The organism is Staphylococcus sp. FSL W8-0271 (assembly GCF_038006605.1).
In the GTDB taxonomy this organism is placed as follows: domain Bacteria; phylum Bacillota; class Bacilli; order Staphylococcales; family Staphylococcaceae; genus Staphylococcus; species Staphylococcus cohnii.
Genome location: NZ_JBBOVM010000001.1, coordinates 1,797,575 through 1,821,170, shown reverse-complemented (window position 1 = coordinate 1,821,170; position 23,596 = coordinate 1,797,575). Strand labels below are relative to the sequence as shown.

At 33.3% G+C, this 23,596-nt stretch carries 21 protein-coding genes and 1 pseudogene; 12 read left to right on the top strand and 10 right to left on the bottom strand.

Annotated features, from left to right (window positions below; translation table 11 throughout):
• Positions 1 to 182 precede the first annotated feature (182 nt).
• The 3 genes from NST87_RS08875 to NST87_RS08865 form a co-directional block, all read right to left on the bottom strand.
• Positions 183 to 605: a GNAT family N-acetyltransferase gene (locus tag NST87_RS08875; protein WP_019468156.1), complete on the bottom strand. Its 423-nt coding sequence runs from the start codon at positions 603 to 605 to the stop codon at positions 183 to 185.
• 78 nt (positions 606 to 683) lie between these two features.
• On the bottom strand, positions 684 to 1,154 hold the full coding sequence (locus NST87_RS08870) for a DUF2538 family protein (RefSeq protein WP_340721597.1): 471 nt from the start codon (positions 1,152 to 1,154) through the stop codon (positions 684 to 686).
• Positions 1,155 to 1,176: 22 nt separating this feature from the next.
• The gene (locus NST87_RS08865; protein WP_340721595.1) at positions 1,177 to 2,478 is read right to left on the bottom strand and encodes an LCP family protein; all 1,302 of its coding nucleotides are present in this window, start codon (positions 2,476 to 2,478) and stop codon (positions 1,177 to 1,179) included.
• Between the two features lie 461 nt (positions 2,479 to 2,939).
• Between NST87_RS08865 and NST87_RS08860 the strand changes: the two genes are divergently transcribed.
• Together NST87_RS08860 and NST87_RS08855 are read left to right on the top strand one after the other, a co-directional pair.
• Positions 2,940 to 4,598, top strand: coding sequence for a phospho-sugar mutase (locus NST87_RS08860; RefSeq protein WP_019468153.1), 1,659 nt, complete (start codon positions 2,940 to 2,942; stop codon positions 4,596 to 4,598).
• An 18-nt stretch (positions 4,599 to 4,616) separates the two neighbouring features.
• A pseudogene (locus tag NST87_RS08855) lies at positions 4,617 to 5,794 on the top strand (serine hydrolase domain-containing protein).
• A 606-nt stretch (positions 5,795 to 6,400) separates the two neighbouring features.
• On the opposite strand, the gene rihC reads toward NST87_RS08855, so the two are convergent.
• The 7 genes from rihC to folD form a co-directional block, all read right to left on the bottom strand.
• Positions 6,401 to 7,309 carry a ribonucleoside hydrolase RihC gene (gene rihC, locus NST87_RS08850; protein WP_040030507.1) on the bottom strand — a complete coding sequence of 303 codons (909 nt, stop codon included), beginning with the start codon at positions 7,307 to 7,309 and terminating at the stop codon, positions 6,401 to 6,403.
• A 159-nt stretch (positions 7,310 to 7,468) separates the two neighbouring features.
• Entirely contained in the window at positions 7,469 to 7,759 is a 291-nt protein-coding gene (gene qoxD, locus NST87_RS08845) for a cytochrome aa3 quinol oxidase subunit IV (RefSeq protein WP_019468150.1), read from the bottom strand.
• Positions 7,756 to 8,361 carry a cytochrome aa3 quinol oxidase subunit III gene (qoxC, locus tag NST87_RS08840; protein ID WP_040030508.1) on the bottom strand — a complete coding sequence of 202 codons (606 nt, stop codon included), beginning with the start codon at positions 8,359 to 8,361 and terminating at the stop codon, positions 7,756 to 7,758. The genes qoxD and qoxC overlap by 4 nt, the downstream gene beginning before the upstream one ends.
• The gene (gene qoxB, locus NST87_RS08835; protein WP_019468148.1) at positions 8,351 to 10,339 is read right to left on the bottom strand and encodes a cytochrome aa3 quinol oxidase subunit I; all 1,989 of its coding nucleotides are present in this window, start codon (positions 10,337 to 10,339) and stop codon (positions 8,351 to 8,353) included. The genes qoxC and qoxB overlap by 11 nt, the downstream gene beginning before the upstream one ends.
• Entirely contained in the window at positions 10,339 to 11,460 is a 1,122-nt protein-coding gene (qoxA, locus tag NST87_RS08830; RefSeq protein WP_340721594.1) for a cytochrome aa3 quinol oxidase subunit II, read from the bottom strand. The genes qoxB and qoxA overlap by 1 nt, the downstream gene beginning before the upstream one ends.
• Positions 11,461 to 11,720: 260 nt before the next feature.
• A complete protein-coding gene (locus tag NST87_RS08825; RefSeq protein ID WP_019468146.1) occupies positions 11,721 to 12,038 on the bottom strand; it encodes an immunoglobulin-like domain-containing protein in 318 nt (105 codons plus the stop codon).
• Between the two features lie 526 nt (positions 12,039 to 12,564).
• Positions 12,565 to 13,422 carry a bifunctional methylenetetrahydrofolate dehydrogenase/methenyltetrahydrofolate cyclohydrolase FolD gene (gene folD / locus NST87_RS08820; protein ID WP_192946832.1) on the bottom strand — a complete coding sequence of 286 codons (858 nt, stop codon included), beginning with the start codon at positions 13,420 to 13,422 and terminating at the stop codon, positions 12,565 to 12,567.
• Between the two features lie 204 nt (positions 13,423 to 13,626).
• On the opposite strand from folD, the gene purE reads away from it, so the two are divergent.
• From purE to purH, 10 genes are read left to right on the top strand one after another with little or no spacing between them, the layout of a single operon-like run.
• Positions 13,627 to 14,109, top strand: a complete 483-nt coding sequence (gene purE / locus NST87_RS08815) for a 5-(carboxyamino)imidazole ribonucleotide mutase (RefSeq protein WP_340721593.1) — start codon at positions 13,627 to 13,629, stop codon at positions 14,107 to 14,109.
• The gene (gene purK, locus NST87_RS08810) at positions 14,096 to 15,229 is read left to right on the top strand and encodes a 5-(carboxyamino)imidazole ribonucleotide synthase (protein WP_019468143.1); all 1,134 of its coding nucleotides are present in this window, start codon (positions 14,096 to 14,098) and stop codon (positions 15,227 to 15,229) included. Before purE ends, purK begins: the two co-directional genes overlap by 14 nt.
• Entirely contained in the window at positions 15,229 to 15,930 is a 702-nt protein-coding gene (purC, locus tag NST87_RS08805) for a phosphoribosylaminoimidazolesuccinocarboxamide synthase (protein WP_019468142.1), read from the top strand. The genes purK and purC overlap by 1 nt, the downstream gene beginning before the upstream one ends.
• Before the next feature lies 1 nt (position 15,931).
• Complete coding sequence (gene purS / locus NST87_RS08800; protein WP_019468141.1) at positions 15,932 to 16,192, top strand: phosphoribosylformylglycinamidine synthase subunit PurS; 261 nt, start codon at positions 15,932 to 15,934, stop codon at positions 16,190 to 16,192.
• Positions 16,192 to 16,863 (top strand): phosphoribosylformylglycinamidine synthase I, encoded by a 672-nt coding sequence (gene purQ, locus NST87_RS08795; protein ID WP_019468140.1) that lies wholly within the window; start codon positions 16,192 to 16,194, stop codon positions 16,861 to 16,863. Before purS ends, purQ begins: the two co-directional genes overlap by 1 nt.
• Positions 16,856 to 19,045: a phosphoribosylformylglycinamidine synthase subunit PurL gene (gene purL / locus NST87_RS08790; protein WP_340721591.1), complete on the top strand. Its 2,190-nt coding sequence runs from the start codon at positions 16,856 to 16,858 to the stop codon at positions 19,043 to 19,045. Before purQ ends, purL begins: the two co-directional genes overlap by 8 nt.
• Positions 19,024 to 20,511, top strand: a complete 1,488-nt coding sequence (gene purF / locus NST87_RS08785) for an amidophosphoribosyltransferase (RefSeq protein WP_019468138.1) — start codon at positions 19,024 to 19,026, stop codon at positions 20,509 to 20,511. Before purL ends, purF begins: the two co-directional genes overlap by 22 nt.
• Complete coding sequence (gene purM / locus NST87_RS08780) at positions 20,504 to 21,532, top strand: phosphoribosylformylglycinamidine cyclo-ligase (RefSeq protein WP_019468137.1); 1,029 nt, start codon at positions 20,504 to 20,506, stop codon at positions 21,530 to 21,532. Before purF ends, purM begins: the two co-directional genes overlap by 8 nt.
• Positions 21,533 to 21,534: 2 nt before the next feature.
• Positions 21,535 to 22,101, top strand: coding sequence for a phosphoribosylglycinamide formyltransferase (purN, locus tag NST87_RS08775; protein ID WP_340721589.1), 567 nt, complete (start codon positions 21,535 to 21,537; stop codon positions 22,099 to 22,101).
• A gap of 15 nt (positions 22,102 to 22,116) precedes the next feature.
• Complete coding sequence (purH, locus tag NST87_RS08770) at positions 22,117 to 23,595, top strand: bifunctional phosphoribosylaminoimidazolecarboxamide formyltransferase/IMP cyclohydrolase (protein WP_340721588.1); 1,479 nt, start codon at positions 22,117 to 22,119, stop codon at positions 23,593 to 23,595.
• The last annotated feature ends 1 nt before the right edge of the window (position 23,596 follow it).

The following is a 23,596-nucleotide window of genomic DNA, read 5'->3' as shown; positions in this document are numbered from 1 at the left end:
TTAAGTGAATTGATTTCATAGATTTGTAATATAAAATTAATCTTATTAAGACACTATAAAAGAAGATATAATTTAAAAAAGGCGGAAATACGCCTAATTTTAAATATATTAAAATATTACACTCTTTAGAATGTTACATTGTAAAGATGTACATTAAATACAACTTTATTAAATTCTTTAGCTTAAATTGTTTTATTCATTAAGATATGTTCAATATTTTCTTCTAAGAAAATATCACCTGAAGCCTTATAACCTAAAGATTCATAAAAGCGTTGTGCATGGCATTGGGCATTAAGCGTTAACATATCATACCCTTGTTCTTTTGCTACTGTTTCAATGAAAAGCATTAAACCTTTGCCATGACCTGATTTTCTATGTGATGGTAATATTGCTACGCGCTCAATTTTTGCTCCATTTTGATAGGGTCTAAACCTTCCAGTTGCAAAAGGGGAGTGTAGTTCATCATAACCTATGACATGAGTAGCGCTAGATTCAAATTGATCTATTTCATTTTCAAGCGGGACTCCTTGTTCACGAACAAAAACTGCTTTTCTAATTTCATATGCGTCATCTAACATTTTAGATGTAGTAACTACTTCGAACATGATAAAACCTCACTTCTTTTAAATATAATAAAACTACCCTATCACAATTATAATGTAATAGGGTAGTTATTTAATGAATTATTGAGCTTCTTGACGTACTAATGCAGTATATTGCCAAAAAATTCTCATTTGTGCAATATTCCAATTGTTCATGCCCATGGTAAAACCTGACGGCCTAAATAAATTAACATCTGTTACTTCAAGCGCTGCTGCAATTAAATATTGTAGCGGTACACTGAGTTCTTTCATTGTTTCAGTTATACCATTTTGATCATAAACCCAAGAAAAAGGTAGTTCTGATTCAAAAACATCAACTTTATCAAAAATTTCAGGTAGGGCTATGATATAACATGCACCATCTACAACGGGATTGGTTTCACTATCCTTATAGTAGATTCGTAAAGCTTCATAGTTTTCACGATGTGCGTGATTAACATAGAAAAATTCATTTCTAAAAAGTGCCATATCTTTACTATGGATTAATTGTTGTTCTAAAACGTTAAACATACCGTTTATATTCGCTAATTTTTCATATGTTTTTCGTGACATGTCGCGATCTCCTCTCTACAGCTTAATATAAATTTGTTTGCAATTCTTGCGTGTTTTGTTGTTGATTAGGATCCTGTTGCTGTTGATTAGGATCTATTTGTTGGTTTGAATCAGGTTGTTGATATGAATCGTTTGGTTGCTGAGTTGTTTGGTTATTGTCTTGTTGATTCATATTATCTTGTTGGTTTTCATTTGTTGAATTTGGGTCTTGTGAATTTGAATTATTTTGTTCTGATTGTGAATTTGAATTGTCTTCATCTTGTTCAGAGCTATCTTTTTGATTTTTACGTAATAAGCTACTGTCAATTTCAGTTTGTGGTACGAGTGTACCATAAAAGTCGATAACGCGTTTATTCAAGAAATCATCTGTATCCTTAATTTTAGGTAAATTTAAATCGCTGCGCAAAAGATTTGCAGTATCTTTTATATTTTTAATATTAGGATTATAGTAATAAACACCATTCAAATAATCATCTTGACCTTCTAGTTGTTTACTTTTAATTTTAACATCATCTTTTAAGTAAGAAGTGGCTAGTGCTTTTACTTCTTTATAACTTAAATTATGTTTAGCATTTTTTCCTACTATTTTAATTACATCATCTAATTTACTGAAAGAATCTGCCTTTTGAGCTTTAATAAATAACTTTTTGATTAAATCCATTTGTCTTTGGCCACGTTTTAAGTCTGAATCTTGATGACGTGTTCTTGCAACTGCTAAAGCTTCATCTCCATTTAGCTTTTGATGTCCTTTTTTCACTTTAATTTTCCCAGTATCGTTTGTATTTGGTTCAGAAATATTATATGGAACATCATATTCAATACCACCGAGTTCATCAACGGCATCTACGAATGCTTCCATGTTAATTCTTACATAATAGTCAACAGGAACATTCAATGTAGCTTCTACAGAATCCATAGAAGCTGTAGGGCCATCGTAGGCATGTGCATGTGTGATTTTATCATAATAACCAACTTCTGGAATGTAACTAATCGTATCGCGTGGAATACTTAGCATTCGAATTTGTTCTTTATCTGCATTAAAAGTAGATAATATCATTGCATCAGTTCTTGATTGTTCAGTACTTTGACCATTTTTTTGGCGACCGCTATTATCATCAATACCTAAAAATAAAATAGAAATTGGATCTTTAGAGGGGTTTATTTTCGATTCACGAATACTTGATTCTCTTGATGTATCACTCGTATTCAATGAATGCTCAAAGGCACCTTGTGATGATTTAAGCAATAAAATGGCAAATATAACTGGAACAACTACAAGAATTAAAGATAGAAATATTAAAAAGTATTTTAAAAATTTATTCATGTATGAAGCTCCCTATCGTATGTGATTTTGTGTATATTACAATATTAATCTAGTGTTAAATTTTTGGTTGTTTCATTAAAATATTGTAAAGAGAAATTTGTACTATAACTTATAATTTTATAACTAACATAAAAAAATATCAACTAAGAATTTATCCTACTAAAGTTTGAATTATAAATTAGCATATAGATTAGCATTAAAATATTCTTAATGATAATAATATAAGTAATGAAAAGAAAATCAACATAGCTAAAAATGATTTATTTATGAACATACGATATAATTAACATATGTTAAGCGTTATTGATCATTGATAACATTAATATTTTATTAAAGTAAAATTTTTAAACAGAGAGTTTAAATTCAAAACGATTTTTGGTATTTATTAAATCAATTCGACGATGAGATAATACCTTGTGAATAATTGATTAATATATTGGAATTTCAAGGAGGATATAACCATGAAGTCAGAATGGTTGGATAAATTAGATGAAAGTTTAGTGAAAACATTTTATGAAGCACAGACCGACAAAGAAATAGAAGAAGGGTTTAGTGGAAATTTAACGTTTGGCACTGCAGGTATACGTAGTACCTTTGGTTTAGGACCGGGGAGATTGAATGCATTTACAATTCGCAAAGTAGCATTAGGCTTATCACAATATTTGAAAGAAAAATATGATAATCCATCCGTCGTAATCCATTTTGATACAAGATTATTATCTAAAGCATTTTCAGAGGAAATGGCATCTGTTTTAGCTCAAAATAATATTATTACGATCTTATCAGAAAATTATAAATCTACACCAGAATTATCATTTGCGGTTAGGTATTTAAAATCAAGTGCAGGTGTGATGATCACTGCCAGTCATAATCCTAAAAACTATAACGGTATTAAAATATACGATCAAAATGGTGGCCAATTATTGCCAGATGAATCGGAAGATTTAAGTCAATATATTAACGCTATTGAACGTCCATTACAAATTGATGGAGGTAATTTTAATTCATTACTAAATGATAAGAAAATCACATATATGTCACATGAAGTTACTGAAGCTTATAAAAGTGAAGTGAAAGATTTAGTAGGGGACATTCCTGAGAAAGATGCAAAAGTAGTACTTACGAGTTTACATGGTACAAGTTTACCTTTAGCTTCTACTATATTATCAGAATTAGCTTATGATAATTTTGTTATTGAAAAAGAGCAATCTACACCAGACGGTAATTTTCCAACAGTTGCGATAGCTAATCCTGAAGATGAAGCTGTGTTCGAACGTGGTATTAAGTTGGCAAATGATACTGATGCACAATTAATTATAGCAACTGATCCTGATGCTGATAGATTAGGTATGATTGAACGTTACGATGACGAAACATATAGGTATTTCAATGGGAATGAAATTGGTATATTACTTACTAAATTAAGATTTCAAGATTTAGTAGAAGAAGGTAAGCAACTTTACATGATTAAATCTATAGTCACAAGTGAACTTGCGGAAAGATTAGCTTTAGCATTAGATGTCGAAGTGAATAATGTATTAACAGGATTTAAATATATTTCAAATTTATTGGAAGAACAAAGCACACAACAAGATAAACAATTACTAATTGCATTTGAAGAAAGTCATGGCTATTTAGCTAAGCCATTTTCGAGAGATAAAGATGCAATCCAAATGGTACCTTTATTAATCAAATATAAAAATTTATTAGCGAATAATGGGATGACATTTAAAGACACAATAGATGATATATATGCCCATATCGGTGCATATAAAGATAAAACTTTATCACCGACTTTTGAAGGTGCAGAAGGTATTGAAAAGATCACTAAAATAATGGACCAATTTAGAAATGAAGATGTTTCAACGATTTGTGGTCTTGAAGTAAAACAAATTGAGGATTATCAATCAGGTACCATTAAAAATGTAACAGAGGGTAGTACTGAGGCATTATCATTACCTGAAACCAATTTAATTCGCTTTATTTTCGATGAAGGTTTCATTGCATTGAGACCTTCTGGTACTGAACCTAAAATTAAGTTGTACTTCTCATTAAATATAGAGGATATTGATGACTTAACAAATCAATTTAAAGATGAATATATCAATCATATAAAATAACAACAAAGAGGCAACAACATGAAAGTCAACAAATTTAAAATATTTATTGTTTTAATCATTTTCATATTTTTGATTTTAGGATTTACTGGATACAGACACTATAAACAAATGAAAGAGTATATCAGCCCTTCAAAGGTTTTGACCAAGGAAAATGAAAAACAATCATCGAAAAAACAAAAAAAGTTAAAAACGGTTGTTGATCATAAACATCCACAAATTAATAAAATTGATGAATATTTAGAACAAACTCATTTTAATGGAACCATTGCACTTTTTGAAAGAGGTAAACTCAAACTGAATAAAGGCTATGGTTATCAAGATTTTGAAAAGAATGAAGAAAATAATGCCAATACGATGTTTTTAATAGGTTCAGCACAAAAATTTATGACAGGCATCATGTTAAAACAGTTAGAAATTGATGGTGAGATTCATATGATGACACCTGTGAAGCATTATTTAAAATGGTTTGACTCAAATTATCCACTATCTATTAAACAACTGATGTTACATCAAAGTGGGTTATATAAATATAAAGCAAATCCAAAATTTAAAGATTTAAATGATGCAACACATGCAATACAACAGAGAGGTATCAACCCCTTAGAATATAATAAATATCAATATAACGATGCTAATTATTTAATATTATCGAAAGTAATAGAGACGGTGACACATAAGTCTTATATGCAAAATTTAAATGAAAGATTAGTGAAACCATATAATTTAGAATATACGGCACGATATAGTAATTTGAATTTTAAAAATTATATGGCTGTTGGTTATAAAAATGATAAATTAACTGGAAAACGTATCCGTCAAAAACCTAATATTTTAAATCAATATGATGGGGCAGGTAACATTTATATGTCTCCTTATGATATGGGGAAAGTTGTATTGAATTTGCAAGATAATAGAATTTTTGATGCAACAACCACCATGCCTTTTATTCATGAAAGTTTAACTACACAATATCCTAAACCATATCGATATGGGTTTTATTCATTTGCTGATAAAAATAGAATTAATGGTATCTTTTTCGGTAATATATTCACAGTATATTTTAATGATAATTATGTAATTGTATTAGCAACAAATTATGACAACAGTAAAATCAATAACGAATATAAATGAAACATATTTACTTTAAGTTATTACATCAAGGTGGTCACTATAATAGAGTGAAACAGCTGTATTGAAAAATTAAGTGATAGGGGTATAAATATCTCTGATTAAAACATAACCGTCAATTTCTATCGTGTTTTTATAGAAATTGACGGTTTTTACTTTTTATAAAATAGTATATGTTAAAAAAACTTAATGCCCCTAAGGGGGAAACTAAGAGTAATGTTAAATTCTTATATTTAAGATTTCTCATTAAAGTAGTTTATCTATGAATTTACTTAGATGAAAAGTATCTTTGTATATCTACAAAATAGTTACTTTTATGATTTGAAAGGTGCTGACTGGATAATCGTATACGTGAAAAACGCCAGACTTGAGCTTTTAATCACGATTAAAACTGTCAAGATTTAAAAGGATTCTAGAGCTTCATTGATCATCTCAGATATAATTATATTGTTAGTGAATGATTGAACTAACAATGAAACGCCCACTTCTCAAATATTGAGTTAGTGGAAATTAAGCATGAGGTTTAGCCTGGTTAATCATTTTATATTTTTACCAATTCTAGTCCTCTTTGTTGGGATGGTAGGGCGAAATCCTTTTAATAAAATTAAATTTCTGTCTTACTCCTTTTTATGAGAACGCATGTTAATGTTACTAACGTTTTGTGTATTTAAAATTTACTTACAATACTTTAAAGCATCAATAAACATCTGCTTAAAGATATTTGCTTGTACGGACATTACTACTGTTGTATTAGGAAATTGAGATTTGAAATCAACAACTGAAGCACCCTTGGTTAATTTGCCATCTGTTTCAATTTGCACATCAGCTTCTCGTACATCAAAGTGTTCTGGGTGTAGTAGATAAAGCAATGTGTATGCATCATATACATTAATCCCTTTTTCAAAATCGTCTCCTCTATAATGTTTGAATAACTGATGTAACATCTTTCCTGTATCGTTGATAGAGTTTAGTTCATTAATTGTGTCATGGGTTAAACTAGAACTTCTAGCAACGTCTAATCCTATCATTGTTAAAGGTAGACCTGAATTAAACACGATTTGAGCAGCTTCGGGATCACAATAAATGTTAAATTCAGCTAATGGTGTTACATTACCTCGAGATGCTGAGCCGCCCATTAATACAATTTCTTTAATAAATGTTTTTACTTCAGGATATGTCAATAATAATAATGCAATATTCGTCAACGGGCCAATGGGAATAAGTGTGATGGGCGTTTCACTTTTGAGTAAAACATCTCTCATAGCTTCAACGGCATGTGTAGAATCGAGATCACTTTCATTGATTTCTGGGAAAGTATATCCTTCCATTCCCGATTCACCATGTACATCACTTGCATCTACAATATCTGATAACAGTGGTTGTGAAGCACCCCTATGTACTGGTATATCACTATTAAAGAAACGTTTGAGTTTTAAAGCATTAGCAGTCGTTTTTTCGATGCCAACGTTACCATTGACTGTAGAAATCATTTTCAAATCAAATTCCGGATGGTTTAATGCAAAGCTAATCGCTGCTGCATCATCAATGCCCGGGTCTGTATCAATAATAATTGGTTGTTTCATAATTTATCTAATCCTCCTATTGCAAAAATAACATCATCAATTATATTTTACATCTTTTGTGGAAAGAAATGTAACAAAGTAAATTATTGATTGAAGGCATAGGGGAGGTTGATACGGGAATAAAAAAAAAGACTTCTCTTTCGAGAAGTCTTTTTGGGATTATAAGTGGCTTGAGTGTCCACCTTGCATTACCCAATACGTACCAATAACTGTAATTAGAGTAATGATAATCGCAAATAAAACTTTAAATCCTTGTAAGTTTCCATCTTTACCTTCAGTTAAGTGCATGAACATTAATAATTGTACTGCAGCTTGGATAAAGGCAAAGCCAAAGATGATTGTAATCTTAGCATTGAGTGCCATTGATGTGTATAAGGTTACGAATACTGCTAAAATAGTCAATACGATTGAGCCAATAAAACCGACTGTGTGTTTTACAATTGTATTCATCCGCTAAACACCATCCCTATCATATATACGGCAGTAAAGATGAAGATCCAAACAACATCTAAGAAGTGCCAGTATAAGCTTACTATAAATAACTTAGGAGCATTATCTTTATTTAATCCACGCATTGCAACTTGAATTAATAAACATGTAATCCAAACAATACCTAATGATACGTGGGCACCGTGAGTTCCTAATAGAATAAAGAAACTAGACCAATAAGAACCAATAGTTAAGTTAACACCTTCTGAAACATAGTGAGCAAACTCATAAATTTCAAAACCTACGAACACAACTCCGAATAGTAAAGTGATAACCATCCATATTGTCATTAATTTTGCTTTTTCTTGTCTCATATAGTAAATAGAAATACCACAAGTGTATGAACTAATTAATAATGCAAATGTCATTATTAAAACTAGGGGTAATTCGAACATTTCAGTTGTCATTTTACCGCCATAGTCGCCACCATGTTGAAGCGTTAATAGGGTTGCGAATAGCGTACCGAATAATGAGACTTCTGCTGTAAGGAATATCCAAAAGCCAAGTCTATTTAAATTACCTTCATGCGAACGTTGATCAATAGTGTTTGCATCATGACTCATGACTTACAGCCTCCCTTTCTTTTATACGTGCTTCACGTAAGCGTTTTTCGGTTTCTGCTACTTCAGAAGCTGGTATATGATAACCGTGGTCTACTTGGAAACTGCGGTAAATCATAGTACCAAAGATACCTATTAAGCAAATAACTGCAGGGAGTATTGTTTCAAAGACAAGGAAGAATCCTCCAATTGTGAAGAAAATTCCCATCCAGAAACCAACTGGCGTATTATTTGGCATATGGATATCAGAATAATTGTGATTATCTAAGTAGTGTCTACCGTGTTCTTTCATATTCACAAATGTATCGTAGTCATTCCAATCTGGTGTAACAGCAAAGTTGTATTTAGGTGGCATTGCTGAAGCAGTTGACCACTCTAATGTACGTCCTAAGCCATACCAGTTATCACCAGTAGCTTCACGTGGAGCTTTGAAGAAGCTGTATACGATACTAGCAACTAAGAACATAAAGCCTAATGCCATCATTAATGCTCCGACAGTAGAGATTGCGTTTAACATCCACCATCCATCTTCTGGCATATAAGTGTATAAACGACGAGGCATACCATCTAAACCAAGAATGAATTGTGGTATGAAACAAACGTTAAATCCGATTATGAATAACCAGAAACACCATTTGTTTAATGTCTCGTTCAATTTAAATCCAGTCATCTTAGGCCACCAGAAAATTAAAGCACCTAGACAAGCAAATACAACACCAGCCACTAATGTGTAGTGGAAGTGAGCAACTAAGAAGTACGTATTATGATACTGATAGTCGGCTGCTGCCATAGAAAGCATGACACCTGTTACACCACCAATTAAGAAGTTAGGTATGAAACCTAATGCGAATAACATAGGTGATTCAAAGGTAATGCGGCCTTGATAAAGCGTAAACAACCAGTTAAAGATTTTAACACCTGTTGGTATACCAATCAGCATAGTTGTAATTGAGAAGAATGAGTTAATTAATGCACCATTACCCATAGTGAAGAAATGGTGAACCCAAACTAAGAAACTTAAGAATGCGATTCCTGCTGTTGCCCACACCATACTTTGGTGACCAAACAGACGTTTACGTGCAAATGTTGGAATGATTTCTGAATAAATACCGAATGCCGGTAGGATAACAATATAAACTTCGGGGTGCCCCCATACCCAGAAGAAGTTAGCCCATAACATTGGCATACCACCATTTGCGACTGTAAAGAATGCAGTATCGAAGATTCTATCTGTTGTGAACAGTGCTAAAGCGACTGTCAATACTGGGAAAGCCAAAATAACGATTAATGCTGTAATGAAAGTAGTAACCGTGAACATTGGCATTTCCATAAATTTCATCGTAGGTGATTTACATCTAAGTATTGTTACAAAGAAGTTAATACCAGTCATTAGGGTACCTATACCAGAAATCTGTATCGCGATAAGGTAGTAGTTAACCCCAGGTCCTGGACTGAATTCTCCTGCAAGCGGTGCATAGTTAGTCCAACCAGCTGCAGGTGAGCCTCCGATTATAAATGATAGGTTGAATAACAACATACCAGAGAAGAATAACCAGAAACTTACGTTATTTAATACAGGGAATGCAACGTCTCTTGCACCAATTTGAAGAGGTACAATAACATTCCATAAACCAAAAATGAAAGGCATCGCCATAAAGATAATCATTATTACGCCGTGCGTACTAAAGACTTCATTATAGTGGTTTCCTTCTAAGAATGTATTATCTGGAATTGCTAATTGTGTACGCATCATTAGGGCATCAATACCACCACGTACGAACATTAGTACAGCACAGATTAAATACATAGCACCAATTTTTTTATGGTCAATAGATGTGAACCATTCTCTGTATAGATATTTCCACAATTTAAAATAAGTAATTACTGCGATCACTGCGATGATAGCAAACGGTGCACCAATTTGTGCCATTGTAATCATCCAGTTACCTTGAACGAGTAATTGATCCCATGGGAAACTCATTAATGTCCACCTCCATGTTCATGGTCTTTTTTCTCAGCTTTAGATGCTTCTTCATCTTTAGCACCTTCTGAGATTTTTTCCATTTCGTCCATATTGTGTGATTCTTCATCTTTGAATTCACTATTATATGGTTCATTATTGCCTAGAATCATAGCTTTCATACCATGACGTTCATAGTTTGCGTTTGTGATTTGTGGTTTACGTGCAGGTTTATTAGGTTTATCTAATACATCCGCTTTAATTTCTTCAGGTGAATTAAAGTTAGGATCTTTCTGTACGTAATTGAAACGATTATAAGCATGGAAAATATACTCAGGATCAGCTGCTGGATCAACAAACGCCATGTGCGTACCACTGAAAGTTAAGTTTTTATTTTCAGTAGTTGGTAAAAGTTGTTTATCAAAAGTATCTTGATTTAATTCCTTTTGACTTTGAGCATCTTTTACCCAATCCTTGAATTCATTTTGGCTTACTGAATTGACATCAAATGTTTGGCGAGCGAATCCTTCACCGTTGAAGTTTGAGTTACGTCCACGGAACGTACCTTCTTCGCTAGCAGTTAATGTCCAATCCATTGTCATACCAGTCATCGCATATTTTTGACCACCTAATTGTGGTATCCAGAAACTTGTCATCATATCCATTGATTGGAGTTTGAAGACAACAGGGCGATCTTTAGGTATTGTTAAGTGATTAACAGTTTCGATTTTTTCATCAGGATAACTGAAGAACCACTTATAACCAGCGCTTGTTGCATAAACAACAAGTGGATCGTCTTGTTTATCTGGTTTAGCTTCATACATGTAAAGTGATTTTACTGTAGGGATAGCTAAAGCGATAACGATGATCACCGGAATGATAAACCAAATTGTTTCCATTAAAGCACTGTGATGCATCTTACCAGCTTCTTCTGTTTTGTGTAATCTATATTTATATAGAAACAGAGTAAACATGATAAGTACGGCGGCAATAATAACAAGCATGAAGATGATTGAATACATAATCAAGAACTTCGAGTCACTTGCTACCGGCCCTTTTGGGTTTAAAACTTCTACATTTGAACAACCACTAAGTATAATTAGTGAGCCAAAGAGTAGAAGCAAAGACTTAAATTTTGACACTTTTTTGACCTCCTAATACTACAATTGTAGGGCTTACCATCAATTTTAAGATATTACGCAATATTTACAAGTGTTTGTGTAAAAAAATTATTGTAAAATTAAAAGAAACCCAACAAACTTAACGTCTGACGGGCTTTCAAAGATTTGTTAAAATTATGTGTACATTTTGTGAAAAGTGTCATATTTTAGGCGACAGGATAAATTCACACTAAATTTTAAGGATTAGATGCGAATTTTATCGTGACATATGTATTCATAAATTATTTTACTTCAATATATCTTACTGATTTATTCATTGCACCTTCTGAATCTTCTACAGTATATTCAACTTTATATTTTCCTTCTTTTTCTGTATTTATATTTCCATTTACTGAAATTTTGTGCGTCAAGTCACCATCTTCTTTGTCATAGGCACGTACACCATTTAATAAATTATAGTTATTTCCTTTATCAATGATTATATCGTTTGTTCCTTTTAATTCAGGTATAGAATTTTCTGTAGCTTCTGCGCTTAAATTAGGTGAAACAAGTGTTGCAGATACACCGAGTGCTGATAATGACTGCATTAATTTATTCATAACGTAAACCTCCGTATGAGCGTCATTTATTTTTATCTTAAATATACTATATTTTATTTTGAATGAAATTACATCGTACTATAGTCTTAATATAACGTAATAATGTAAAGTGAGTGGTAATTTTTTGAAAAAATTCAGTTAATTGTAATATTTTTTGATAAATATAAGATCAATTAAACAAAATTGAGTGATATTCGAGAAAAATTTTTTAATGTATGTTTTAACATAGAAGGCTTATTTTAGAACATTATTTAAAAGTAGATATTGAGTGGGGCAGAATATCATTGAAATAATAGAAGGCTTTTACAATTGAACTAAATGATTTGAAAGGAATAAGTAAGATTAAAAATAATTTTAAATGATACGACAAGTATTGGTCAGTGAGTAAAAATGCTGCAGCATTACAAAAAATAAACGCCAACTTCTATAGCAACTATCTAGAAATTGACGTTTATTTATTAGTAGTTAAAGATAAGATGTCTCAACTTTGTGCATTTATTGAAATATGTTTCTTGAAAGAACCGTGTTATTCAATGCCTCTACGCATTTTTTCTGCCATAAGTGTATTATTTAATACCATTGTAATCGTCATAGGACCTACACCACCAGGCACAGGTGTAATAGCTCCAGCTATTTCCTTAACTTCATCATAGGCAATATCACCTTTTAATTTGCCGTTTTCGTCAGGTGTGTTACCTACGTCTATGACAACTGCACCTTCTTTAACATCATCCTTAGTAACAAGACCAGGACGTCCGACAGCACTAACGATAATGTCAGCATTTTTTAAATGTTGATGCATATCTTTAGTTCTTGAATGCAAGATCGTAACTGAAGCGTTTTTTTGTAATAATAGTTTTGAAACTGGTTGACCTACAATATGACTTCTACCTATAACAACAGCATCTTTACCTTCTAAATCAATGTCAGCATGATTTAGTAACTCCATGATACCAAGTGGTGTACAAGGTACAAATGTTTGTTGGTCAATATATAATTTACCTATATTTTCAGGATGAAATCCATCAACATCTTTAGCAGGATTAATCGATTCTAAAACTTTTTGTTCACTTACTTGATCTGGTAGTGGAACTTGAACTAATATACCACTCACACTGTCATCTTCATTTAAGCGTTGAAGTTCGCTTAATACTTTATCTTCACTAGTACTTTCATCTAAATGTACGATTTCAGAAATCATACCGATTTTTTCTGCAGCTTTCTTTTTTGAATTCACATAACTTTTACTTGCACCATCGTTACCTACTAATATTACTGATAATTTTGGTGTGTAACCCTTAGTTTGTAAAGCCTCGACTTGATCTTTTAGACCTTGTCTATAATCCTTTGCGATTTGTTTACCGTCTAAAATTTTTGCGACCATGAAAAAATCCTCCTCCAATGTATGAACTTTACTTAACTTTAACATAATTACCATCATGTTTTTCAACCAAAAGACGAAAATTTAATGATTTTTTTGCATTAAAGTTCGATTTTTGATTGAGAAAGCGATTTTTAGTTGTTATGCTATATCTGTAATATACATCTAATAGTCATAACATTTCAAATTTCTGAAAGGGTGTTCATTTTGAAAGTGGTAGTCATAATGGGTAGTTCTTCCGATTGGGAGACTATGAAAGAAAGTTGTCAAATGTTAAAACAGCTAGATATACCGTATGAAAAGAAAGTTGTTTCTGCACATCGTACCCCTCAATTAATGTATGAATTTGCTAAAGGAGCCAGAAAAGATGGCTATGATGTCATTATTGCTGGTGCTGGTGGTGCAGCACACTTACCAGGTATGGTTGCCTCGATGACGACGTTACCAGTAATTGGTGTACCTATAGAATCTAAAAGCTTAAAAGGATTAGACTCTCTCTTATCTATTGTCCAAATGCCAGGTGGTATTCCTGTGGCTACAACAGCTATAGGGAAATCTGGGGCGAAAAATGCGGGGATACTTGCTGCCAGAATGCTCAGCATTGGTAATAAAGTAGTCCAAAAGAATTTGGAAAATTATGAAAAATCATTGGTTGAGAAAGTGAGTGAGATGCAACATGAACTTCAATAAACTATCATTTGGATCAACGATTGGAATTATAGGTGGTGGGCAATTAGGTAAAATGATGGCACAATCTGCTCAGAAAATGGGTTTTAAAATTATTGTGTTAGATCCCGATGAAAATTGTCCATGCCAACATGTAGCACATCAGTTTATAAATGCAAACTATGATGACGAACAATCACTTGTTCAACTAGGTGAATTATCCGACGTTATCACATATGAATTTGAAAATATTTCTGAGAATCAATTACAAACATTAGTTTCTCAATATAATATTCCTCAAGGTTACCAAGCTATACAACTATTACAAGATAGATTGATTGAAAAGCAAACATTACAAAAAGCCGGAACTCAAGTAGCACCATTTGTGAAGCTGTCAGATACAGACAGTTTATCTCAAGCTGTAGAAAATATTGGTTTTCCATTTATGGTAAAAACAAGATTTGGTGGATATGACGGAAAAGGGCAAGCGCTTATAACAAATGAAGCAGATTTGGATAATGCTAAAACATTAATTAATAAGCAAGAATGTGTTGCTGAAAAATTTTTAGAACTACAAAAAGAAGTTTCTTTAACAGTAACCATTGGTAATGATAATCAAATCACATACTTTCCATTACAAGAAAATGAACATCAAAACCAAATATTATTTAAGACAGTTGTACCTGCTCGTGTAGAACCACAAATTGAACAAATGGCACGCAAAGAAGTTGAGAAGATTATCAAACATATTCATTTTGTAGGCACGTTCACGGTGGAGTTTTTCATCGATACAAGCAATCAGTTGTATGTGAACGAAATTGCACCTAGACCACATAATTCTGGACACTATTCAATAGAAGCATGCGATTATTCGCAATTTGATACACATATATTAGCAGTGACAGGTCACCGTTTACCAGAAAAAATTGAATTATTAAAACCTAGTGTAATGATGAATTTATTAGGAAGAGATTTAGATTTATTGGAACATAAATTCGATGCTCATCCTGAATGGCATGTACATATTTATGGGAAAATAAGCCGCAAACCTGACCGGAAAATGGGTCACCTTACTATGCTTACAAATCATGTAGAACAAACAGAACAAACGTTACTAAATCATTTTGAAGGGAGACATGGCTAATGTCTTTGTTATATGAAGGAAAAGCGAAAAGGATTTTTTCTACGGCGCAATCGGATGTACTTCGAATTGAATATAAGGATGAAGTCACAGCCGGCAATGGAGCGAAGAAAGATTTTGTAGAAGGTAAAGGTCGTTTAAATAATCAAATTACTTCTAGAATTTTTAGTTTTATTCAAGAACGTGATATTGATAGTCACTTTATCGAGCAATTATCAGAAACGGAACAACTCGTGAAATCTGTGGAAATCATACCATTAGAAGTCGTAGTGAGAAACATCGCTGCGGGTTCTATAACAAAGAGATTAGGCTTTGATAAAGGACATACGTTTGAAAGTCCTTTAGTTGAATTTTTCTATAAAAACGATGATTTAAATGATCCTTTAATTACAGAAGATCACATACAGTTATTACATTTAGCTAGTAAAGAAGAAATTGAAAAATTAAAAGAAGCAGCAAAAACAATAAATACAGTGTTGATTGAATTAATGGATGGTATGGATTTACGACTTGTAGATTTCAAAATAGAATTTGGACGCAGCGAGGATGGCCAAATTCTTTTAGCAGATGAAATTTCACCAGATACATGTCGTATTTGGGATAAATATAGTGATACAAATTTTGATAAAGATGTTTATCGTGAAGATACGGGTTCAATCATAGAAACTTATCAAACTTTTCTTAATAAATTGGAGGAACTATAAAATGAAAACAATTGAATTGCATATCACATTACAACCACAAGTATTAGATACACAAGGACAAGCTTTAAATCGTGCAGTGCATGACTTAGGATACACACAAGTTAATGATATACGTGTTGGTAAATTATTGTACATGACGGTTGATGAAGCTACTGATGCTGCAGTCCACAATGTCGTTACTACTTTAAGCGAAAAACTATTTGCAAATACAGTTATTGAGGAATATAGCTATAAAGTATTGGAAGAAGGGGAGAAAGCATAATGAAATTTGCAGTGCTAAAATTCCCAGGGTCTAATTGTGATAGAGATATGTATAATGCAGCATTGAAATCCGGCGTAGAAGCAGAATATGTGGACTATAGAAATACATCTTTAGAAGGTTTTGATGGCGTGTTAATACCTGGTGGTTTTTCTTTTGGTGACTACTTACGTTCAGGTGCGATGGCAAGTGTTGCACCTATCACTGAAGAAGTTAAACGTTTCGCATATGAAGGAAAACCAGTATTAGGTGTCTGTAATGGATTTCAAATTCTTACAGAGATAGGTTTGCTTCCAGGTGCTTTATTGCATAATGACTCACATTTATTTGTAAGCCGAAATGAGCTGTTAAAAGTTGTAAATAACCAAACGCCTTATACCAAATTATATGAAGAAAATGAAACAGTAATATATCCTGTAGCGCATGGTGAAGGTCATTACTATTGTACATCAGAAATGTATGACAGATTAGAAGAAAATAATCAAATCATTTTAAAGTACAAGGATAATCCCAATGGTTCATACAATGATATTGCAGGTATTGTCAATGAAAATGGAAATGTTTGTGGCATGATGCCACATCCCGAACGCGCAATGGAATCTTTATTAGGAACTGATAGTGGCGTTAAATTATTTGAAGCAATGGTAAATAGTTGGAGGGAACAAAATGTCTAAGTTTATTGAACCAAGTGTGGAAGAAATTAAGTTAGAAAAACTATATAAAGATATGGGATTATCGGAGTCAGAATACGATAAAGTATGTGAAATTCTAGGTCGTGAACCCAATTTTACTGAAATTGGCATTTTCTCTGTAATGTGGAGTGAACATTGTTCTTATAAGCATTCAAAACCATTTTTAACTCAGTTTCCAACTTCAGGTGAACATGTATTGATGGGGCCTGGTGAAGGTGCGGGCGTGGTAGATATTGGTGACAATCAAGCAGTGGTATTTAAAGTTGAATCACATAATCATCCTTCAGCTGTTGAACCCTATCAAGGTGCTGCTACTGGTGTAGGAGGCATTATACGAGATATTGTTTCCATCGGTGCTAGACCAATAAATTTATTGAATAGTTTACGCTTTGGTGAATTGACAGAAAAACAAAATCGTCGTTTATTACGTGGTGTAGTAGCCGGTATTGGTGGCTATGGTAATTGTATTGGAATTCCAACTACAGCGGGTGAGATAGAGTTTGATGGTAGATATGATGGCAATCCACTGGTGAACGCAATGTGTGTGGGTATTATTGATCACGATAAAATTCAAAAAGGTACTGCTAAAGGTTCGGGAAATTCGGTTATATATGTAGGATTGAAAACAGGACGTGACGGTATTCATGGTGCAACTTTTGCATCAGAAGAGTTAAGTGAAGATAGTGAAAGTAAAAGACCTTCTGTACAAATCGGAGACCCATTCGTTGGGAAAAAATTAATGGAGGCAACTTTAGAAGCAATTACATTCGATGAGTTAGTTGGTATTCAAGATATGGGGGCAGCGGGATTAACATCATCCTCGTCAGAAATGGCTGCTAAAGGTGGAAGTGGTTTACATCTACAATTAGAAAAAGTACCAACTAGAGAAAAAGGTATTTCTCCTTATGAAATGATGCTCTCTGAAACCCAAGAACGTATGCTATTAGTAGTAGAAAAAGGCTCTGAAGCTAAATTTTTGAATTTATTTGATAAACACGAATTGGATAGTGCAGTTATCGGTGAAGTTACAGATACAGATCGTTTTGTCCTTACATATGAAGATGAAATTTTCGCTGATATACCAGTACAACCATTATCTGATGAAGCCCCTGTATATGTGCTTGATGGTGAAACACCTCTATATAATGAACCACAAAATGACTATAGTGACATTGATGTTGAAGAAATATTTAATCGATTACTTGTTCATCCAACGATTGCTTCCAAACGCTATTTATATGAACAGTATGATCAACAAGTTGGTGCGAATACTATTGTCAAACCAGGATTACAATCTTCCGTTGTTCGTGTCGAAGGTTCAAATAAAGCAATTGCTTCTACGATTGATGGTGAAGCAAGATATGTTTTTAATAATCCATATGAAGGTGGAAAGATGGTAGTAGCAGAAGCATACCGTAATTTGATCTCTGTTGGTGCTACGCCTTTAGCAATGACTGATTGTTTGAACTATGGATCACCAGAGAAAAAAGAAATTTATCAACAATTAGCAGATTCTACTAAAGGTATGGCAGAAGCTTGTGAAATATTAAAAACACCTGTAGTTTCTGGTAATGTTTCCCTATACAACGAAACAAAAGAAATTTCAATATTCCCTACACCCGTTGTAGGTATGGTTGGTTTGATTGAAGCGATTGATTATTTTGATGATTTCACGCCTAAAGCAGGTGATACGATTTATATTGTAGGCGATACACATAGCGATTTTGGTGGGAGCCAAATTGAAAAATTACTTTACGGTAAAGTGAATCATGAGGTTGAAAACATTGATTTATCAAATGAAGTCAAAAGAGGAGAGTCAATTAAAAAAGCAATCCGCAGTGGCATTGCTTCTCACGTACAAACAGTTGGTAAGGGTGGACTGTTAATGACATTAGCTCGTATTAGTGCACATTATCAAATGGGCTTAGATGTAACTTTAAATCTTAAGGATGAACAATTATTCAGCGAAACACAAGGACGTTATGTTGTGGCTGTAAAAGGCGATCAACCATTGGAAATAGCAGATGCTATTCGAGTTGGTACATTAACAGAAAATGGAAAATTTGTAGTTTCAAATAACGACACTATAATTTCACGTGATGTGAAACAATTGAATGATCAGTGGGAAGGAGCAATTCCTAAATGTATGACTACAACGGATTAAATGAAGAGTGTGGTGTTTTTGGCATTTGGAATCATCATGAGGCAGCACAATTGACGTATATGGGGTTACACAGTTTACAACATAGAGGTCAAGAAGGGGCAGGTATGGTGTGTTCTGATGGCCAAAAACTTAGTGGAGAAAGAGGACTTGGTCTTTTGACTGAAGCTATTACAGATACACAGTTGGAAGCATTTAAATCATATCAACATGCGATTGGTCATGTACGATATGCTACGTCAGGCAATAAAGGTATAGAAAATATCCAACCATTTTTGTACCATTTTTATGATATGAGTGTTGCAGTTTGTCATAACGGAAATCTTATTAATGCTCAAAGTTTGAGAAAGTCTTTAGAACATCAAGGTTCTATTTTTCATTCTTCGTCAGATACAGAAGTAATTATGCATTTAATTCGTAAAAGTAAAGCGCCAACCTTTGAAGAAGCATTACAGGAGAGTTTACGTAAAATAAAAGGTGGTTTTACATTTGCACTGTTAACAAAGGATGCGTTATATGGTGCTGTTGATCCAAATGAAATTAGACCGTTAGTTGTAGGAAAAATGAAAACAGGTGCCTATATCATCGCAAGTGAAACTTGTGCCATAGATGTTTTAGGTGCAGAGTTCGTTAGAGATATTCATGCAGGTGAATATGTAGTTATCAATGATGAAGGTATTCGAATAGAATCTTATACGAGACATACAAATACAGCAATATCAGCTATGGAGTATATTTATTTTGCTAGACCAGATTCTACTATTGCAGGAAAAAATGTCCATGCTATTCGTAAACAATCTGGTAAACAATTAGCATTAGAAAGTCCTGTTGATAATGCGGATATGGTTATTGGCGTACCTAATTCATCACTTTCAGCAGCATCTGGCTATGCTGAACAAAGTGGTTTGCCATATGAAATGGGCTTGGTCAAAAATCAATATGTAGCACGTACATTTATTCAACCAACACAAGAGTTACGAGAGCAAGGCGTAAGGGTCAAGTTATCGGCAGTAAAAGATATCGTACAAGGCAAAAATATCGTCTTAGTGGATGATTCTATTGTTAGAGGTACGACAAGTAAGCGTATTGTTCAAATGCTAAAAGATGCTGGAGCAAATGAAGTGCATGTACGTATTGCTTCTCCTGAATTTATGTTTCCTAGCTTTTATGGCATAGATGTTTCAACAACTGCTGAACTCATATCAGCGAATAAATCACCTTCAGAAATCAGCGAACATATTGGCTCTGATTCTTTGGCCTATCTAACTGTACCTGGTTTGATAGACTCAATTGGCCTTGAAGTAGACGCACCTTATAAAGGGTTATGCGTAGAAAGTTTTACAGGTGATTATCCCGCAGGTCTTTATGATTATGAAAAAGATTATTTTGAACATTTAAGTGAACGTCAAAAAGAATATTTAGCAAATCATAAACAATACTTTGATAGAGAGGGTAATTTAAATGTCTAAAGCATACCAACAAGCAGGCGTTGATATTAATGCAGGTTACGAAGCGGTTGAACGTATTTCAAGCCATGTTCAACGAACAATGCGTAAAGAGGTCTTAGGTGGATTAGGAGGGTTTGGTGCAACATTTGATTTGTCTCAGTTAAAAATGAAAGCACCATTACTCGTATCTGGTACAGATGGCGTTGGCACTAAATTAAAGTTAGCGATTGATAACAACAAACACGATACGATAGGTATTGATGCAGTAGCAATGTGTGTCAATGATATTTTAACTACTGGTGCAGAACCTTTATATTTCTTAGATTATATTGCTACTAACAAAGTAGTTCCAGAAGTTATTGAACAGATAGTCAAAGGGGTTAGTGACGGTTGTGAAGCTACGAATACAGCACTTATAGGTGGTGAAACAGCTGAAATGGGTGAGATGTATCATGAAGGCGAATATGATTTGGCTGGATTCGCTGTAGGAGCAGTTGAAAAAGATGCATATATAGATGGCTCTGCCGTAAAATCAGGTGATGTAATTATAGGACTTGAATCAAGTGGTATACATTCCAACGGTTATAGCTTAGTGAGAAATTTAATAAAAAAATCAGGTATTGATCTACAAGAGAAATTTGATCAAAATCACACATTTTTGGATATCTTTTTAGAACCTACTCGATTATATGTCAAACCTGTGTTAGCTGTAAAAGAACACGTACATATACATGCGATGACACATATCACTGGCGGTGGATTTATAGAAAATATTCCAAGAGCATTGCCTCAAGGAGTGGGTGCAGCAATTGATGTAACACAATTTCCAACACCAAAAATATTTGAATGGTTACAAAAGCAAGGTAGCATTTCAACCAAAGAAATGTACAATGTATTCAATATGGGCATTGGTTTTACCATAGTTGTTGATGCTAATGACGAAGCTAAAGTATTAAACACACTAAAAGAAACACAAGTAAATGCGTATAAAATTGGTGAAATTATTAAAAGTGAAGAACCAATTCATTTGACGGGGGTATAAAAGTGACGAAAATTGCTATCTTTGCTTCAGGATCGGGAAGTAACTTTGAAAGTATTATGTCACAAATAGAAGCAGGTAATTTACCTCAAATTGAAGTGACTGCATTATATACAGATCAGGTAAATGCTTATTGTATTGAGCGTGCAAGGAAGTATCAATTAGATGTACATATTAATGAGCTTAAAAATTTTGATTCTAAAGCAGACTATGAACGTAAAATCATTGAATGGTTAACTACAGAAAAAGTTGAATGGATTATTTTAGCTGGTTATATGAAATTAATTGGTGAAAATATATTAAATGCATATCAAAAACGTATCATTAATATTCACCCTTCGTTATTGCCAAAATATCGAGGTAAAGATGCGATTGGTCCAGCATTAAATAGTGGTGACAATATTACAGGTACAACAGTACATTTCGTTGATAGTGGGATGGATACAGGAGAAATTATTGAACAACGTACATGTGAAATAAAACCGGACGATACGAAAGAACGATTAGAAGAAAGAATAAAAGCGATTGAACATGAATTATATCCAGAAGTTATTTCAAAAATTATTCAATAAGAGGTGCCAATAAACATGAAAAAGGCAATTATAAGTGTATCTAATAAAACAGGTATTGTACCTTTTGCGCAATCACTCCAACGATTAGGATACGAGTTATATTCGACTGGTGGTACGATGCGAGCGTTAGTTGAAGCAAATATTGCAGTCAAATCTATTTCAGAACTCACACATTTTGATGAAATTATGGATGGTAGAGTCAAAACATTACACCCAGCTGTTCATGGCGGTATTTTAGCTGACCGTAATAAACCAGAGCATTTAGCGCAATTAAAAGAACAACATATTGATTTAATAGACATGGTTGTCGTAAATTTATATCCATTCAAAGAGACTGTTGCAAATCCAAATGTTACAGAAAATGACGCGATTGAAAATATAGATATTGGTGGTCCTACTATGTTACGTGCAGCAGCTAAAAACTTCAAACACGTTACTACAGTCGTACATCCATCAGACTATAATGAAGTTATTGAAAAACTAAAATCAAATCAATTAGATGAATCATATAGAAAATCATTGATGATTAAAGTATTTGAACATACAAATCAATATGATCAAGCAATTGTTGATTTCTTTAAGGAAAATAAAGAAAGTTTAAGATATGGCGAAAATCCACAACAGCAAGCTTCATTTGTAAGAACCTCTGATGCTAACCATACGTTAGGTGGCGCGAAACAATTGCATGGTAAGCAATTGAGTTATAACAATATTAAAGATGCAGATGCTGCGTTGTCATTAGTTAAACAATTTGAAACGCCAGCTGCAGTTGCAGTTAAGCATATGAACCCTTGTGGTGTAGGCGTTGGTACAAATATTTCTGAAGCATATCAGCGTGCATTTGAAGCAGACAGCCAATCTATTTTTGGAGGCATAGTAGCATTAAATAGATCGGTGGATGCCACTTTGGCAGAAACGCTGCACAGTATATTTTTGGAAGTGATTATTGCACCAAGATTTTCTGAGGAAGCGTTAGCTATTTTAAGTAAAAAGAAAAATATAAGATTATTAGAAATTGATATGACAATCGATAATAATGAGCAAGAAATAGTATCTGTTTCAGGTGGATATTTAATACAAGATAAAGATAATGTATTAATAAAAAGTGACGACCTAACAGTTGTTACAGAAAGTGTACCTACAGAAGCGCAATGGAATGCAATGTTGCTTGGATGGAAAGTGGTCGCTTCTGTTAAAAGTAATGCAATTATCTTATGTAACGATAAACAAACAGTCGGTATTGGTGCCGGACAAATGAATCGGGTAGGATCAGCAAAAATTGCAATAGAACGTGCGGTTGAAATTAATGATAATGTCGTAATGGTATCGGATGGTTTCTTCCCGATGGATGACACAGTAGAACTTGCTGCGCAACATGGTATTAAAGCCATCATTCAACCCGGTGGTTCAATTAAAGACCAAGATTCAATTGATATGGCTAATAAATATGGCATTGCAATGGTAACTACTGGCATTAGACACTTTAAACATTAAA